This window comes from Pectobacterium araliae, from assembly GCF_037076465.1.
GTDB classification, from domain to species: domain Bacteria; phylum Pseudomonadota; class Gammaproteobacteria; order Enterobacterales; family Enterobacteriaceae; genus Pectobacterium; species Pectobacterium araliae.
In genome coordinates this window covers 1,840,410-1,854,908 of the sequence record NZ_AP028908.1, presented here as the reverse complement: position 1 = coordinate 1,854,908, position 14,499 = coordinate 1,840,410, and the positions used below count along the sequence as shown (strand labels likewise).

At 52.7% G+C, this 14,499-nt stretch carries 16 protein-coding genes; 11 read left to right on the top strand and 5 right to left on the bottom strand.

The features are described 5' to 3' along the window. Positions 1–83: 83 nt before the first annotated feature. Both AACH44_RS08425 and nfo read left to right on the top strand, forming a co-directional pair. Positions 84–1,157 carry a YeiH family protein gene (locus AACH44_RS08425; RefSeq protein WP_261849892.1) on the top strand — a complete coding sequence of 358 codons (1,074 nt, stop codon included), beginning with the start codon at positions 84–86 and terminating at the stop codon, positions 1,155–1,157. A gap of 68 nt (positions 1,158–1,225) precedes the next feature. Beyond that, entirely contained in the window at positions 1,226–2,071 is an 846-nt protein-coding gene (gene nfo, locus AACH44_RS08420) for a deoxyribonuclease IV (RefSeq protein WP_261849891.1), read from the top strand. 114 nt (positions 2,072–2,185) lie between these two features. Here the strand turns inward: nfo and fruA are convergent, their stop codons facing one another. From fruA to fruB, 3 genes are read right to left on the bottom strand one after another with little or no spacing between them, the layout of a single operon-like run. Then, the gene (gene fruA, locus AACH44_RS08415; protein ID WP_261849890.1) at positions 2,186–3,877 is read right to left on the bottom strand and encodes a PTS fructose transporter subunit IIBC; all 1,692 of its coding nucleotides are present in this window, start codon (positions 3,875–3,877) and stop codon (positions 2,186–2,188) included. An 18-nt stretch (positions 3,878–3,895) separates the two neighbouring features. Next, complete coding sequence (gene fruK / locus AACH44_RS08410; protein WP_261849889.1) at positions 3,896–4,834, bottom strand: 1-phosphofructokinase; 939 nt, start codon at positions 4,832–4,834, stop codon at positions 3,896–3,898. Continuing rightward, positions 4,831–5,964, bottom strand: a complete 1,134-nt coding sequence (gene fruB, locus AACH44_RS08405) for a fused PTS fructose transporter subunit IIA/HPr protein (RefSeq protein ID WP_261849888.1) — start codon at positions 5,962–5,964, stop codon at positions 4,831–4,833. Before fruB ends, fruK begins: the two co-directional genes overlap by 4 nt. A gap of 333 nt (positions 5,965–6,297) precedes the next feature. Here fruB and setB point away from each other — a divergent pair, with 333 nt between their 5' ends. Continuing rightward, positions 6,298–7,476, top strand: a complete 1,179-nt coding sequence (gene setB, locus AACH44_RS08400; protein WP_261849887.1) for a sugar efflux transporter SetB — start codon at positions 6,298–6,300, stop codon at positions 7,474–7,476. 10 nt (positions 7,477–7,486) lie between these two features. Here setB and AACH44_RS08395 read toward each other — a convergent pair whose 3' ends face one another. Next, positions 7,487–7,741, bottom strand: coding sequence for a YkgJ family cysteine cluster protein (locus AACH44_RS08395; protein ID WP_261849886.1), 255 nt, complete (start codon positions 7,739–7,741; stop codon positions 7,487–7,489). Between AACH44_RS08395 and AACH44_RS08390 the strand changes: the two genes are divergently transcribed. The 5 genes from AACH44_RS08390 (at position 7,650) to mepS (ending at position 11,199) form a co-directional block, all read left to right on the top strand. Further along, positions 7,650–7,841 (top strand): hypothetical protein, encoded by a 192-nt coding sequence (locus AACH44_RS08390; RefSeq protein ID WP_338659636.1) that lies wholly within the window; start codon positions 7,650–7,652, stop codon positions 7,839–7,841. The genes AACH44_RS08395 and AACH44_RS08390 overlap by 92 nt on opposite strands. A gap of 61 nt (positions 7,842–7,902) precedes the next feature. Then, positions 7,903–8,475 (top strand): elongation factor P-like protein YeiP, encoded by a 573-nt coding sequence (gene yeiP, locus AACH44_RS08385; RefSeq protein ID WP_010277377.1) that lies wholly within the window; start codon positions 7,903–7,905, stop codon positions 8,473–8,475. 85 nt (positions 8,476–8,560) lie between these two features. Continuing rightward, entirely contained in the window at positions 8,561–9,562 is a 1,002-nt protein-coding gene (locus AACH44_RS08380) for a CobW family GTP-binding protein (protein WP_261849885.1), read from the top strand. 37 nt (positions 9,563–9,599) lie between these two features. Next, positions 9,600–10,301 carry a phosphatase PAP2 family protein gene (locus AACH44_RS08375; protein WP_261849884.1) on the top strand — a complete coding sequence of 234 codons (702 nt, stop codon included), beginning with the start codon at positions 9,600–9,602 and terminating at the stop codon, positions 10,299–10,301. Positions 10,302–10,617: 316 nt separating this feature from the next. Beyond that, positions 10,618–11,199, top strand: coding sequence for a bifunctional murein DD-endopeptidase/murein LD-carboxypeptidase (gene mepS / locus AACH44_RS08370; RefSeq protein ID WP_005967268.1), 582 nt, complete (start codon positions 10,618–10,620; stop codon positions 11,197–11,199). A gap of 197 nt (positions 11,200–11,396) precedes the next feature. Here the strand turns inward: mepS and AACH44_RS08365 are convergent, their stop codons facing one another. Beyond that, on the bottom strand, positions 11,397–12,287 hold the full coding sequence (locus AACH44_RS08365; protein ID WP_261849883.1) for a LysR substrate-binding domain-containing protein: 891 nt from the start codon (positions 12,285–12,287) through the stop codon (positions 11,397–11,399). A 129-nt stretch (positions 12,288–12,416) separates the two neighbouring features. Between AACH44_RS08365 and AACH44_RS08360 the strand changes: the two genes are divergently transcribed. Genes AACH44_RS08360 through AACH44_RS08350 form a run of 3 tightly spaced genes read left to right on the top strand, consistent with a single transcriptional unit; the run spans position 12,417 to position 14,274 of the window. Then, positions 12,417–12,596, top strand: coding sequence for a hypothetical protein (locus tag AACH44_RS08360; protein WP_261849882.1), 180 nt, complete (start codon positions 12,417–12,419; stop codon positions 12,594–12,596). Then, entirely contained in the window at positions 12,593–13,216 is a 624-nt protein-coding gene (locus AACH44_RS08355; RefSeq protein WP_261849881.1) for a glutathione S-transferase family protein, read from the top strand. The genes AACH44_RS08360 and AACH44_RS08355 overlap by 4 nt, the downstream gene beginning before the upstream one ends. Positions 13,217–13,245: 29 nt before the next feature. Then, positions 13,246–14,274, top strand: coding sequence for an LLM class oxidoreductase (locus tag AACH44_RS08350; RefSeq protein ID WP_261849880.1), 1,029 nt, complete (start codon positions 13,246–13,248; stop codon positions 14,272–14,274). Positions 14,275–14,499 lie beyond the last annotated feature (225 nt).

Below are 14,499 nucleotides of genomic sequence, written 5' to 3'. Positions count from 1 at the left end.
AATATATAATCAATTTCTCTTTTAATCTTGTGGATTATAAGCTGGCTTCTCAATTCGGTACGGTCAGAATAGGCAGCAAACCCATGGATCTTCCTGCGGTATTACCCACGATAGCACCACCCGATGGTGCAAAACGACGATTCCCCGGCCTGCTGTTAATCAGTTTAATAACTTTTTCGCTCCTCTGGCTGACAAATATTCCGAAAGTCGCCCATTGGGGACTCGGCTCACTGACATTGGCGATCCTGATTGGGATCGTGCTGGGAAATAGCGTTTATCCGCGTCTTCAACCTTTGTGCGACCCAGGCGTACAGTGGGCGAAACAGCATTTACTGCGCTGGGGTATCATACTTTATGGTTTTCGTCTCAGCTTGCAGCAAGTTGCTGCCGTGGGTGTTACCGGTGTCGCGGTCGATCTTACCGTCGTCACGTTGACGTTTCTACTCGCCTGCTGGATAGGCAAGCGCTGGCTGAAAGTCGACAACGAAACCGTGATTCTCATCGGTGCGGGCAGCAGCATCTGCGGTGCGGCGGCGATCATGGCAACAGTCCCCGTTGTCAAAGCGTCCAGCAATGCGATTGCCGTCGCGGTGTCCACCGTGGTGATTTTCGGTACGACGGCGATGTTTTTGTACCCGTGGCTTTATCAGCTCAATCTCGATCATCAGTGGATTGACGCCACGCCACAGATCGTCGGCCTGTACTTTGGCTCAACGATACACGAAGTCGCTCAGGTTGTTGCCGCCGGACATGCCATTGATGGTGCAACGGAGAACATCGCCGTCATCAGCAAAATGCTGCGCGTGATGATGCTGGCTCCTTTCCTTCTCATTCTTGGATTTTATCTGAAAAAAACGGCACAAAAAAATGACGCTGAAACGACTATTCCACTGATGTTCCCATGGTTTGCACTGGGGTTTATTGCCATAGCCGCCTTCAATTCTTTCCAGCTATTGCCTCCAGCACTCGTCACACAGCTAGTGCAACTCGATAATGTGCTGTTGACCATGGCGATGGTTGCACTAGGGCTCACAACCCGATTCAGCGCTATCTGTCAGGCAGGCGCAAAACCACTGCTGTTGGCACTTATTCTGTTTCTCTGGCTGATCGTTGGCGGTGCAGGCATCAATCTGTTCTTCACGCATTTATTAGGCTAACGATAAATTATTTACCTGTTAACGTCTCATTAACCTGCATAATGTCCCCGTTACCAGAGGAGACCAACATGAAATACATCGGGGCGCACGTTAGCGCAGCAGGCGGTGTCGATCAGGCCGTGATTCGGGCACATGAGATAAAGGCGACGGCTTTCGCGTTATTTACCAAGAATCAGCGCCAATGGCAGGCAGCGCCGCTCAGCACAGAGATGATTGACCGTTTTAAAGCCGCCTGTGAGCAATACGCCTATACGCCAGCACAGATTCTGCCCCACGACAGCTATCTGATTAATTTGGGTCACCCGGACACCGAGGCGCTAGAGAAGTCACGCATCGCGTTTATTGATGAAATGTCTCGTTGCCAGCAGCTTGGGCTGAGCCTGCTGAATTTTCACCCCGGCAGCCATCTGAAACAGATCGAAGAAGCGGACTGTCTGGCTCGTATCGCCGAGTCCATCAACATCGCGCTGGCGGAAACCGTTGGCGTCACCGCCGTGATTGAGAATACCGCCGGGCAAGGCAGTAATTTGGGGTTCCGCTTTGAGCATCTGGCAGCCATCATCGACGGCGTAGAAGATAAAAGCCGCGTTGGCGTCTGTATCGATACCTGCCACGCCTTCGCGGGTGGCTATGACCTGCGGACAGAAACGGATTGCGAAGCGACCCTTGCTGAATTCGACCGCATTGTTGGGTTCCGCTATCTGCGCGGCATGCATTTGAATGATGCGAAAAGTGCGTTCGCTAGTCGCGTTGACCGCCATCATAGTCTGGGAGAAGGTAATATCGGCAAAACCGCCTTCAGCTACATCATGAAAGATCCCCGTTTTGACGGTATCCCGATGATTCTGGAAACGATCAATCCCGATATCTGGGCCGACGAAATCGCCTGGCTTAAGTCAGAAGCGCAGTGCTGATTAGCGGTTTGACGCCATAATAGTAAAAAGCGCCAGTTGGTTTACCCAACTGGCGCTATCTCATCCACATCCTTGTGTTATGGCATTACTTTTTATTCATGACGATAATCAGACTTATGCAACTTTCGCCAGTTGTTCATCAGAACGTTTCAGCAGCGCGTACAGCACGCCAGCTACCACCGTTCCCGCAATAATCGCTAACAGATAACCGATAACTGGGGTAATTGCGCCTGGAATCAACAGGACGAACAGACCACCGTGTGGTGCCATCAGCTTAGCGCCCACCGCCATCGACAATGCACCAGTCAGTGCGCCACCGACGATGCAGCAAGGCAGAACGCGCATTGGGTCACGCGCCGCGTAAGGAATCGCCCCTTCAGAGATGAAGCACAGACCCAGAACAAACGCCGCTTTCCCCCCTTCTCGCTCGGTCGGGTTGAATTTTTTACTTGCCAGTACGGTTGCCAGACCCATCGCCAACGGTGGCACCATACCGGCTGCCATCACGGCAGCCATCGGCGCGTAAATCTGGCTACTGAGCAAGGTCGTACCGAAAACGTAAGCCACCTTATTAACCGGCCCGCCCATGTCCGTACACATCATCGCACCCAGAATCGCACCCAGAATCACCGCATTCGCCGTGCCCATGGATTGCAGCCAGCTTGTCAGGCCAGTCAGGATTTTCGCCACTGGCGTACCAACGACGTAAATCATGATAAGGCCCGTGATCAACGTAGCGAACAGCGGAATAATGAGGATCGGTTTTAGCGCCGTCAAACTTTGCGGCAGAATCAGCTTATTGTTGATCGCTCTGGCAATATAACCCGCCAGGAAACCGGCAATAATCCCACCGAGGAACCCCGCCCCCGTACTTACCGCCAACATCCCGCCAACCAGACCCGGCGTTAAGCCCGGACGATCCGCAATGGAGAACGCGATATAACCCGCCAGCACGGGCACCATCAGCGCAAAGGCTGAACCGCCACCGATTTTCATCAGCGCCGCTGCCAGCGTACCTTCCTGTTTAAAGGCTTCAATACCAAAGACAAACGACAGCGCGATACATAGACCACCTGCAACCACCATCGGCAGCATGTAAGACACGCCGGTCAACAGGTGGCGATACGGGCCTGCCCCGCCTTTCTGACCAGACTCGCTCGCGCTTGACGCGCTGGTTTGCCCAGATGGCTGATACACTTTGGCTTCAGCCTGTGCTTTATCTAACTCCTGCGCCGTCTTCTTCAGTGCCAGCCCCGTTGACGTGCGATACATCTTCTTGCCAGCAAACTTCGCCAGATCGACTTCAATATCCGCAGCGACGATCACCAGATCGGCCTGCTCCACTTCTTCTGGGGTAATCGCATTGCCCGCGCCAACGGAGCCGCGCGTTTCCACTTTAACCCACCAGCCACGTTTTTTGGCTTCGCTTTCAATCGCTTCTGCCGCCATAAACGTGTGTGCGACGCCTGTCGGGCACGCCGTTACGGCAACAATGCGCTTGGCAGTAAGGGGTTGCTGAACGGAAGCTGACGCCGCGGCCTGATAGGTTGTTGCCTCTGCCTGCGCTTTCGCCAAAAAGGCTTCCGGCTGTGAAACAGCCAGTTCGATATCACCGACATAAACCTGCTTGCCATTCAGTGCGCTATCCGCCGCAGCGGACGCCCCCAGAACGATCGCCAGTTCAGCGTCGTTAGCGTGTTCTGTAAACGTCACCCCTGCTTTCGCAGCGGCAGCGCCGAGTAGGTTCTTCACCAGTCGGCTTCTCGCCAGGCCCAGTGATTTATCCAAAATCAGCAGCGTTTTCATTGTTTGTCTCCTGCTGTATCAGTTAAAGGGTTTCAGGTCGACACGCGCCATCATTGCGGCCAACTGAGGACGATCGGTAATACCAACATTACTTTGGCTAACGGCCAGCGCTGAAACCGCCGTCGCCAAACGCAGAGTGTGCTCACTGGACTCACGCATTAATAAGCCATAAATCAACCCCCCAACCATGGAGTCGCCCGCCCCTACCGTACTTACCACATCACAGGCCGGTGGTTTAGCAAGCCACGCACCGGATGCATTCACCCACAGTGCGCCTTCTGCACCCAGTGAGATCACAACATGCGCGATACCTTGCTCACGCAGCGCGTGGGCGGCATCCACCACATCAGCCAGCGTCGGTAATTTACGCCCAGCCCATATTTCCAGCTCCCGGCGGTTTGGTTTCACCAACCAAGGAGAGGCCTTCAGTCCCGCCACCAGCGCTTCACGGCTGCTGTCGAAAATAATGCAAGGACACTGCGTGCGCAGACGCGACATCCAGTCGGTAAACGCATCAGGATCGACGCCAGCAGGCAGACTGCCGCTCACCGCGACCATGTCGAACTGCCCCAGCCAGCTCAGCGAATCATTGACGAAACGCTGCCAGTCCTGCTGCGTCACTTCAAAACCGGAAAAGTTGAAGTCGGTTACGTCACCCTCTTTTTCGGTTAATTTGACATTAATGCGCGTACGTCCTGGCACAACCTGAAAACGGTTGGCAATGCCCAGCTCGCTGAACAATTGCTGAAAACCATCCTGATTGTCTTTACCCAGAAAGCCACCTACCGTGACATCAATCCCGAGGTCTTTCAGTACCTTGGCAACGTTGATACCTTTGCCTGCGGCGTGCAGACCCGCTGTCTGAACCAGATTGACTTCGCCTTTCTCAACTTCCGGGCAATAGCCAACCAGATCGTAAGCTGGATTCAGGGTGATTGTGGCTACTCTCCTGCTCATGCTGCCCCCTCGCCCAAACCGGACGTAATCGCCTCGCCAATCGCGGCCAGTGCTTGCTCCGCATCGCTACCGCTGGCGGTGAAACGCAGTTTGTGACCTTTCTTCACGCCCAGCGCGACGACTTTCATCAGGCTGCGGCCATTTGCCGGTTTGCCTGTGCCATCCAGATTGGTCACCGTAATTTCACTGGTGAACTGTTTGATCACGTTCACCAGCATGGTGCCCGGACGGGCATGCAGGCCGTGTTCGTTACGGATGGTAAATTCCGCCGTCAGCACTTCGCTCTCTTCCGGTCCGTCGCTGGTCAAAAGTGCCAGCAGCGTCGGTGCATCAGCCGTCAGCAGACGTTCCGCTTTTTGCGCAATCAGCAGGTTGCTCAGGTAATTGATTGGAGCAAAAGCCTGATCGTCAGCCGCCGCAACCGTTACCAACAAGGCTACGTTTTCACCGTCAATGCTGAAAGGTGCTGCCGGGCGCGCCACCGCAGCCGCGCTGCTGAGATTACCGACAGCGCTATCGCTGAACCACACACCTTGCCCGAGATTCAGCGGCTTATTACTGACCGCGGTGCTGACGAAGCTGGCATCTGCGGCGCCGACCTGTTGAAGACGACCCGCGTTCAGCGCCTGAAGTGTCAACAGATTGTCGGTCGCCACATCCAGTGCAATCAGCGAGGTGTCAAAGCGGAACTCCGCCAGTTGTCGTTCGCCCATCAGCAGGCTACGCAGTTCTTCTGCCGAAGTTGTACTTGCCAGACGTGCCGCTACGCGATCGTCGCTCAGGACGTGAGTCAGCTGACGCAGCAAAGCCAAATGTTCGTCAGAGCGGGCTGCAATACCTAACACCACATAGGCGGTTTGATCTTCACCCCAGGTGATACCTTGAGGAAACTGAAATACTTGAACCCCGGTCTTCAATACCAGATCGCGGGTATCGGTGGTGCCGTGAGGGATAGCAATGCCGCTTCCCAAATAGGTAGATGTTTGCTGTTCGCGCTGTAGCATGCCGTCGACATACCCTGCGTTAACGCACCCGGCCTCGGTCAGTGCTGAAGCAACAAGCTGGATAGCTTCCTGCTTATTACTGGCCGCTGCGCCTAAATGAATATCTTGCTGTGACAACTGGAACATGGCTCTCCTCTCTTGCTGAAAGTTGAATCGTTTCAGCTTTTATGAGAAAAAAATGTGTCGATTATTGGGGCGTTTCAAAAAAACTCCGCTGAAACGTTTCAAAAGTCTCATTCTATTACACCATTTATGCAAGCTTTCTACGTTGCTGACGTAACAAAATTTTGACATAACGCACATTTTAACGTGAATGGCTTGCTGCCCGCCAACAAAAATCATCAAATGGCTGAAGCCATGCTGACGAAAAATAATGAAACAAGATTTCGGTTTCATTATAAACGCGAGTAGACTGTCGCGCTCGACAGCCTCTGCCTATTTTCCAAGCGCTATCAATTTATGTTCACTCCTGCAAATACAACACGACGCCCGCTTGACCTGACATCGTCAGCATTTTTGGTTATCGCCTTTCTGACTGGAACGGCAGGAGCCCTACAACTTCCTACACTCAGCCTTTTTCTTTCTAGCGAAGTGCAGGCTCGTCCTTTCCTTGTTGGCATGTTTTATACTGGTAGTGCGGTTATCGGCATTATCGTCAGCCAAATACTGGCCACGCGCTCGGATCGTCAAGGCGATCGCAAATCGCTGATCTTCGTCTGCTGCCTGCTGGGCGCACTCGCCTGCCTGCTGTTTGCGTGGAACCGAAACTACTTTATTCTGCTCTTTATCGGCGTGTTACTGAGCAGCTTTGGCTCGACGGCAAATCCACAGCTTTTTGCGCTGGCGCGGGAGCACGCGGATAAAACTGGCCGTGAGGCAGCGATGTTCAGCTCCATCCTCCGCGCGCAAATTTCTCTCGCCTGGGTTGTCGGCCCGCCCATCGCCTTTGCGCTGGCACTGGGATTCAGCTTCACGACGATGTATCTGACCGCCGCGGTCGTCTTTATCTTGTGCGGCATTCTGGTCAAACTCTTTCTGCCTTCCATGCCCAAAGCGGTGGAAAAGACCACTTCCACACTGGAATCACCGCGCCGCAACCGCCGTGATACGCTCTTGCTATTCGTGGCGTGTACCTTGATGTGGACTTGCAACGGCATTTACCTCATTAATATGCCGCTGTATCTGGTGCATGAACTGCATCTGCCGGAAAAGTTGGCGGGTATCATGATGGGGGTCGCAGCTGGGCTGGAAATTCCGGTGATGCTGATCGCAGGCTACGTTGCCAAACGCTTCGGAAAACGCTTCCTGATGCGGCTTGCCGTCGCCTCCGGTTTACTGTTCTTCGGCGGTCTACTGTTTCTGAATGGTGAAATCGCGCTGCTGGCGTTACAGGTGCTGAACGCCATTTTCATCGGTATTCTGGCTGGAATCGGCATGCTCTATTTTCAGGATTTAATGCCTGGGCAGGCCGGTGCGGCGACGACGTTATTTACCAATACCACGCGCGTTGGCTGGATCATCTCCGGTTCGCTGGCCGGGATCGTTGCGGAAATCTGGAGCTATCATGCCGTGTTCTTCTTCGCGCTGCTAATGATCGTTGGCTCCATCTATTGTATGTGGCGCATCAAAGATGTCTGACCGCCACAATTTAGGGTGCGGTGTCGGCTTCCAGCCTGAGCAAGTAAATCATTGCCTCGTCGCGATGGCTGAAACACATATCCGCACGCGGTTTTAACCCCGCGCAAACCGCAGGCCGCAGAGGGGAATGGAATATCCCGCAGCGCAGCGCATCATCAAGATGGATACAAGGTGTGTTTGCTGGCTTGCCATTCGGCAGGCCAGGCATCGGCGTTGAGATCGATATCGCGATGCAGCAAGCACCGCAATGGGGGCGACAGTCCATCAGTAAGCACTCCGGTGGGCTGACAAAGGATAGAGATCGCCACCATAACAGCCCTTCTACCAAAAACCAATATCAGCCCGCATATCTTGTGCTTGCCTGAACTCTTCGGCGCGAGTAACGTGTCGCCACAAAAATCACACTCCTTATAACAGGTAATTTTTATGGCAAGAGCGAACGAGATTAAACGCGGAATGGTCGTTAACTATAACGACAAATTATTGCTGGTAAAGGACATCGACGTCCAAAGCCCCAGCGCCCGTGGTGCCAGTACATTGTATAAAATGCGTTTTTCTGATGTCCGCACGGGTTTGAAAGTGGAAGAACGTTTTAAAGGTGATGACATTATCGACACCATCACGCTAACCCGCCGCACAGTGACCTTCTCTTATATTGACGGTGACGAATACGTCTTTATGGATGATGAAGACTACACCCCGTACCTCTTCAAAAAGGATCAAATAGAAGAAGAGCTACTGTTCATCCCTGAAGGCGGCATGCCGGGAATTCAGGTGTTGAGCTGGGACGGCCAAATCATCGCACTGGAACTGCCACAGACGGTTGATCTGGAAATTGTTGAGACGGCACCGGGCATTAAAGGTGCGTCCGCCAGCTCACGCAACAAGCCTGCTACCATGAGCACCGGTCTGGTTATTCCCGTTCCAGAATACCTGAGTGCAGGTGAAAAGATCCGTATTCATATTCCAGAACGTCGCTATATGGGTCGCGCAGACTAACATTCTACTTTGTGCTTTCCACACAATACTTGTTGCCGGATGACCTATCCGGCACACGTCCCTCCTCCCCGCATAGGAGCCTGACATGCTAACGAAAGTCAATTTGATTACCGGGTTTCTGGGTAGTGGAAAAACCACCACGATTCGTCATCTTCTGTCGCAAAAGCCTGAAGACGAAGTCTGGGCGGTGCTGGTCAATGAATTCGGCGAAATAGGCATTGACGGCGCGCTATTGGCAGAGAGCGGCGCCGTTCTGAAAGAGATTCCCGGCGGCTGTATGTGCTGCGTAAACGGCTTACCGATGCAGGTTGGCCTGAATATGCTGCTGCAACAGAAAAAACCCCATCGGTTGCTCATCGAACCCACCGGGCTTGGCCATCCGAAACAAATTCTTTCCTTGCTGACAAGTGGTATCTACCAGCCTTGGCTGACATTGCAGGCAACGCTGTGTCTGCTGGATGCACGTCAGTTAAGCGACACGCGCTACACGGAAAATGAGAACTTCCGCGATCAACTTGCCGCCGCTGATATTATTATCGCCAACAAGCGTGATACTTATACCGCCGACGATCTGACTGCTTTGCAGCAGTGGCAGCAGGCAAGCGGTGAGGGTCGGCAAATTATCGATGTCAGTCAGGGAAACGTTGACAGACAGCTGCTCGACCAACCGCGACACCATTCAGCGCAAGAGCGTCTGCGCGAACTGCCAGATGGCACCCACCACCACTCGCATAAGCCCACAAATGGCCTGGCTGCGCTGAAGCTACCGGATGGACAATCTTGGCGACGTTCGCTCAATCAGGGACAGGGCTACCACGCCTGCGGTTGGATATTCGACCCTGAAACCACGTTTGATACCGCAGCCCTGCTGGACTGGGTCCGCCTTTCCCCCGTGAGTCGGGTTAAAGGGGTGATGCGTATAAAAGAAGGGACGCTCGTCGTCAACCGTCAGGGACACGATCTTCATATAGAAACCCGATCGGCGGCACCGATTGATAGCCGGATCGAAATCATCAATGAAACACCAGCGGAATGGAATACGTTGCAGGCCTCATTGTTAAAGGCTCGTTTAACTAACGTGGACTAAACTGGAGTTTTTCGTCTTTGTTTGGATGCTTTGCCTTATGTCATTTGCTCGTCTTTCTTCTATTTTAGTGCTCAATGTGTTGGGCATTGGCCTGTTTTTGTCCTGGTATTTACCAGAAAACCATGGTTTTTGGCTCACACTCGACAGCCATATCTTTTTCTATTTCAACCGTCTTTTGGTTGATAGCCCGACCTTTTTACATTTGGTCGCGATTACCAATAATCGCGCCTTTGATGGCTGTGCACTCATTGCGATGGGATTGCTGTATTTATCGTTTTATCTGAAGGCCACGTCTACTGAACGTCGCCATTTGTTGATCATCGGCGTTGTTATGCTGTTAACCGCCGTGGTACTGAACCAAGCGGGACATCTGCTCCCCGTTCAACATGCCAGCCCGACGCTCTATTTTAGCGACATCAACCGCGTTTCAGACTTAACCGGAATTCCAACCAAAGATGCCTCATCAGACAGTTTTCCCGGCGACCACGGTATGATGCTGATGATCTTTGCTGCCTTTATGCTGCGCTATTTTACCCGCACCGCTTTCGCTATCGGCCTGACCATCGTGGTGGTTTTTTCATCACCGCGCATCATGATCGGCGCACACTGGTTTACCGATATTGCCGTTGGTTCGCTCTCGGTTGTTCTGGTTGGCCTGAGCTGGTGGTTATTAACGCCAGCAAGCGATGCGGCTATTGCCCTGTTAAACCGGCTATTATCTAAAAAATCGACAGTATAAATTCACATGATTTTAGATTTTTTACATCGACATTTTTTAGCTGACTACATCATAAAATCTTATAAATAAATTAGTTAAAACTTCTCGCAATCCTCCTGCTGTTACGGTAGTCTCGTTCAAGTTTGCTTTTTAGCGCACACTGAACTACTGGCAGCAAGAAAAATAATGTGCATTCTGGCACACTTTCGCTGATGAGTGTTTGGCTAAGAAGAAACTCTGATTTAGTCTGAGTCTCGTTTGGCATTTATACCCCTGTGAAATGGGGATACTACATAGCGATTTTTATCGTTAAGGACAGCAAGGGAACATAACAATAATGGTCAAGTCTCAACCGATTCTGAGATATATCTGGCGGGCAGTGCCTGCCGTCGCGGTAGCAATGATGCTTTCCGCCTGTGGAAGTAATAGTGCATACAATCATAAAGCTCAAACTGATATGCATGCAGTTAATGATAAAGATGGTCTTTTACTGCAAGCCTCTCAGGATGAATTTGAAGCACTGGTTCGTAATGTGGACATCAAGTCTAAATTACTTAACCAATATGCCAGTTGGAAAGGTGTTCGTTACCGCTTAGGCGGTGATAGTCGCCGTGGCATTGACTGCTCAGCTTTCGTTCAGCGCACTTTCCGCGAACAGTTTGGTATGGATCTACCACGTTCAACTTATGAACAGCAAGAAATGGGCCAGCAAATTCAGCGCAACAAACTGCGCGTTGGCGATCTTGTTCTGTTCCGTGCCGGTTCAACCGGACGTCACGTTGGCATTTATCTCGGCAACGATCAGTTCGTCCACGCCTCTACCAGCAGTGGCGTCATCATATCCAAAATGACGGAAGACTACTGGAATAAGCGTTATCAAGAAGGACGCCGTGTTCTGAGTAAAGGAAAAACCAGCTAAACAATATTTCTCCCTTGCTGTGATATTGTTTAACTCGCCAACGAATCAGACGACACTAACGCCGCTTATCACCTAAGCGGCGTTTTTTTATTTCACCATAACCCAATACCGAAATTCACTGGGCTATACCCAAATTTGCCACAGCAGGTTTATCAAAATTTCAAGGCGATACTGACCACGCAGTTGGATGGCTCTCGTCATGCAATACTCTGTGCCTCTTCCCGAATCCAATCCACAAACGCCTTAACCTCTTGCCGCTGCATGGCCCCAGGCTTCGTCACCACATAATAGGCGAACCGTGCGGGCCATGGCTTGTCTAGCACCTGCACCAAACGCCCCGCAGCAATTTCATCTTCCGCATACTCTAACGGCACTAACGCGAGTCCTTGACCAGCTTCCGCCGCACGGATCAACAGGAAGTCATCCTCAAACGCGGTTCCTCGTGCGGCGCGAGGATCTTCGGCAACCCCATGTGCGGCAAGCCAAAGCGGCCAGTCTGCACGATCGCTATCGTGTAACAGCGGATAAGTCAGGCAATCTTCGGGTTCTTTGAGGACAGCATCTGTAGCAACCAATTTTGGGCAAGCCACTGGCACCAGTACAGGAGCCATCAGACGGGTGACATCCAGACCAGGGTAGATACCCAACCCATGCCGCAGTGCGACATCTACACGATCTCGCCGCATGTCTATCACCGCCGAGGTCGCCTCAACCCGAACCTCAATGTGCGGGTAGCGATGGTTGAATCGACCCAGGCGCGGCACCAGCCATGATGCCGCAAAAGTGGCAACCGTGCTGACTGTCAGGGTCTGACGAGCTTTAATCTGATCTAAGGTCTGCACCGCTTTTTCGATTTGCTCGAAAGCCTGAAGCAGCGAAGGATGAACATCCGCCCCTGCCTCGGTGAGTCGTAGCCCCTGCCTCTCTCGTGTGAAAAGTACCACCCCTACCCGCTCTTCCAGCACCCGAATCTGTTGGCTAACTGCGCCCGACGTCACGTTCAGTGCTTCAGCTGCGGCCTTGATGCTACCTCGCTGCCCAACCTCAACAAAGGTACGCAACGCCAACAGAGGGAGTGATATTGTCATCAGATTTAGTTTTCCTAAATTTCAAGAGAAGAAATGATCGTTTCCGATAACGGAGATTAGCGCCCATCATACCGTCTGTTTAGAAGTAATAGATAGGTTTAGATAAAGTATATTAACTTGGGAGATCATATGAACAATCCACGCTGGCGGCGTTGCCTGATGCTGCTCTTAACGACACAGATCGAAGGGGTCGATGCCGTCGATCACGGTGTAACAGGCGGTATGCTCACGACAACACAGGAGGTCGGCTTAGTCTGCGCGACGCTCATCCTGCCAGGTAAAACGGCAGTTGTGGAGGTTGCACGATGATTCAGCTTTACACCGACAGCTCGCCCAACGGTTTCAAAATCACGATTGCCCTGGAAGAACTCGGCTTGCCGTATACCTTACACCACATCCATATCGACGATGGGGAACACCGGCAACCCGAGTTCCTGCGGCTCAATCCACACGGACGTATTCCTGTGATCAAAGACGACGAGACGGGAATCACATTGTTCGAATCAGCCGCCATCCTGCTGTACTTGGCAGAAAAAACGGGGCAATTACTCCCGGCTGAGCCCAAAAAACGCTGGGCGACCATCCAATGGCTGGTGTTTCACGCGGCAAGCGTTGGGCCGATCATGGGGCAGTGGGTGCATTTTGAGCTGTTTGCCCAAGAGAGGCAGCCCGCCAACATCGAACGCTATCGTCGCCTGACCCAAGACGCGTTTGCCACATTAGATGCCCGACTGGCCGAACATCCTTATCTGGCTGGTGATGATTATTCCATCGCAGATATCGCCCACTTCGGTTGGACGCACATTGCGCGAATCATCGATTTCGACTTCAGTGCATATCGGCACCTGACTGACTGGCATGAGCGTGTGGCGGCAAGAACCGCCGTGCGCAAGGGCATCACGCTCCCCGCTCCCGCGACGGGCGCATGAATCAAAGACTACGTAAGGACAGACTAATCATGACTGCTATCCAGGTTTCAGGCGGTGCTTCTTTTGCCGCGTTTTCCACACATCCGGGTTATCGGCGAATGTTCGCCCCTGACCGATTGACCATCGGAATCTTCTTGCCGCTACGCTTCTACCAAGGCGACATGCGTGTGTTGGCTGGGCAAGCAGATCTGGTGACGGACATCGACCGCCGCGGCTTCGCCGCCGTATGGGTGCGCGATGTGCCGCTGTTTGACCCGTCATTCGGCGATGCAGGACAGATATTCGATCCTTTCACCTACCTGGCTTTCCTTGCAGCAAAAACGAAAAGGATTGCGTTGGCAACGGGCAGCGCCGTCTTTTCCCTGCGTCATCCGATCGACCTGGCCAAGGCATCCACGACTATCGACCAGCTATCGGGTGGCCGATTGGTGATGGGCATCGCCTCCGGTGACCGAGCCAGCGAGTTTCCCGCGTATGGGCTGGAACATAGCGAGCGCGGCGAACGTTTTTCGCAGACAGTGGCATACTTTCGCCAGTTGATGCTGGCCACCACCCCATCCATTGATTCGCCTCTGGGCCGAATTAACGGCGCAGAGTTCCTGCCCAAGCCCGTCACTGGCGCAATTCCGTTAATCGTCACCAGTTCGTCCGGCCAATCTCTGACATGGATAGCCGATCATGCAGATGGTTGGCTAACCTACCCCGAAGCCACACACAATGGTCAGGGATCGCAACGCTTGGCAGAAAAGATCCGAGCCTGGCGCAACCTGATTCCCGATGGTGGATTCCGGCCACACATGACCAACGAATGGGTAGATTTGGTGGACGACCCCGATCACCCGCGTACCCCATTGCGTGGCGGCTATGTTTTACGCACGGGTCGTAAAGGTCTCATCGCCTTGTTGGAGGAATGGCAGCAAGCCGGTGTCAACCATGCTGCACTGGGTATCCAGTTCTCGGAGCGGCCAGCCACGGAGGTCATTCAAGAGTTGGCTGAGGACGTGCTGCCACATTTCCCATCACACGAAGAGTCACCAGTGCTTGCAACGCCGTGGTGATAACCTGAATGAGGGGGCTTTCCGTGCCCCTCAAGCTGACCTTCATTGCGACGCCCTCTGATTTGAAGCCCCTCGAATGCCGCTACTTCCTCCCCTTCGGCGACAGACTGCACAAAATATGACTGACTCAACAACCTGAAACATTAACAGGCCGTGATTACAGTAGGCTTATTACCTGATTTCATGATAAAAAGAAAACACGCAACTTCCCGATGGGAATGTTAA

What these genes read in the sequence shown, in the direction of transcription:
- AACH44_RS08425 (WP_261849892.1), top strand. Translation starts at nt 84, where the DNA reads ATGGATCTTCCTGCGGTATTACCCACGATAGCACCACCCGATGGTGCA.
- nfo (WP_261849891.1), top strand. Translation starts at nt 1,226, where the DNA reads ATGAAATACATCGGGGCGCACGTTAGCGCAGCAGGCGGTGTCGATCAG.
- fruA (WP_261849890.1), bottom strand. Translation starts at nt 3,877, where the DNA reads ATGAAAACGCTGCTGATTTTGGATAAATCACTGGGCCTGGCGAGAAGC.
- fruK (WP_261849889.1), bottom strand. Translation starts at nt 4,834, where the DNA reads ATGAGCAGGAGAGTAGCCACAATCACCCTGAATCCAGCTTACGATCTG.
- fruB (WP_261849888.1), bottom strand. Translation starts at nt 5,964, where the DNA reads ATGTTCCAGTTGTCACAGCAAGATATTCATTTAGGCGCAGCGGCCAGT.
- setB (WP_261849887.1), top strand. Translation starts at nt 6,298, where the DNA reads ATGTTCACTCCTGCAAATACAACACGACGCCCGCTTGACCTGACATCG.
- AACH44_RS08395 (WP_261849886.1), bottom strand. Translation starts at nt 7,741, where the DNA reads ATGGACTGTCGCCCCCATTGCGGTGCTTGCTGCATCGCGATATCGATC.
- yeiP (WP_010277377.1), top strand. Translation starts at nt 7,903, where the DNA reads ATGGCAAGAGCGAACGAGATTAAACGCGGAATGGTCGTTAACTATAAC.
- AACH44_RS08380 (WP_261849885.1), top strand. Translation starts at nt 8,561, where the DNA reads ATGCTAACGAAAGTCAATTTGATTACCGGGTTTCTGGGTAGTGGAAAA.
- AACH44_RS08375 (WP_261849884.1), top strand. Translation starts at nt 9,600, where the DNA reads ATGTCATTTGCTCGTCTTTCTTCTATTTTAGTGCTCAATGTGTTGGGC.
- mepS (WP_005967268.1), top strand. Translation starts at nt 10,618, where the DNA reads ATGGTCAAGTCTCAACCGATTCTGAGATATATCTGGCGGGCAGTGCCT.
- AACH44_RS08365 (WP_261849883.1), bottom strand. Translation starts at nt 12,287, where the DNA reads ATGACAATATCACTCCCTCTGTTGGCGTTGCGTACCTTTGTTGAGGTT.
- AACH44_RS08360 (WP_261849882.1), top strand. Translation starts at nt 12,417, where the DNA reads ATGAACAATCCACGCTGGCGGCGTTGCCTGATGCTGCTCTTAACGACA.
- AACH44_RS08355 (WP_261849881.1), top strand. Translation starts at nt 12,593, where the DNA reads ATGATTCAGCTTTACACCGACAGCTCGCCCAACGGTTTCAAAATCACG.
- AACH44_RS08350 (WP_261849880.1), top strand. Translation starts at nt 13,246, where the DNA reads ATGACTGCTATCCAGGTTTCAGGCGGTGCTTCTTTTGCCGCGTTTTCC.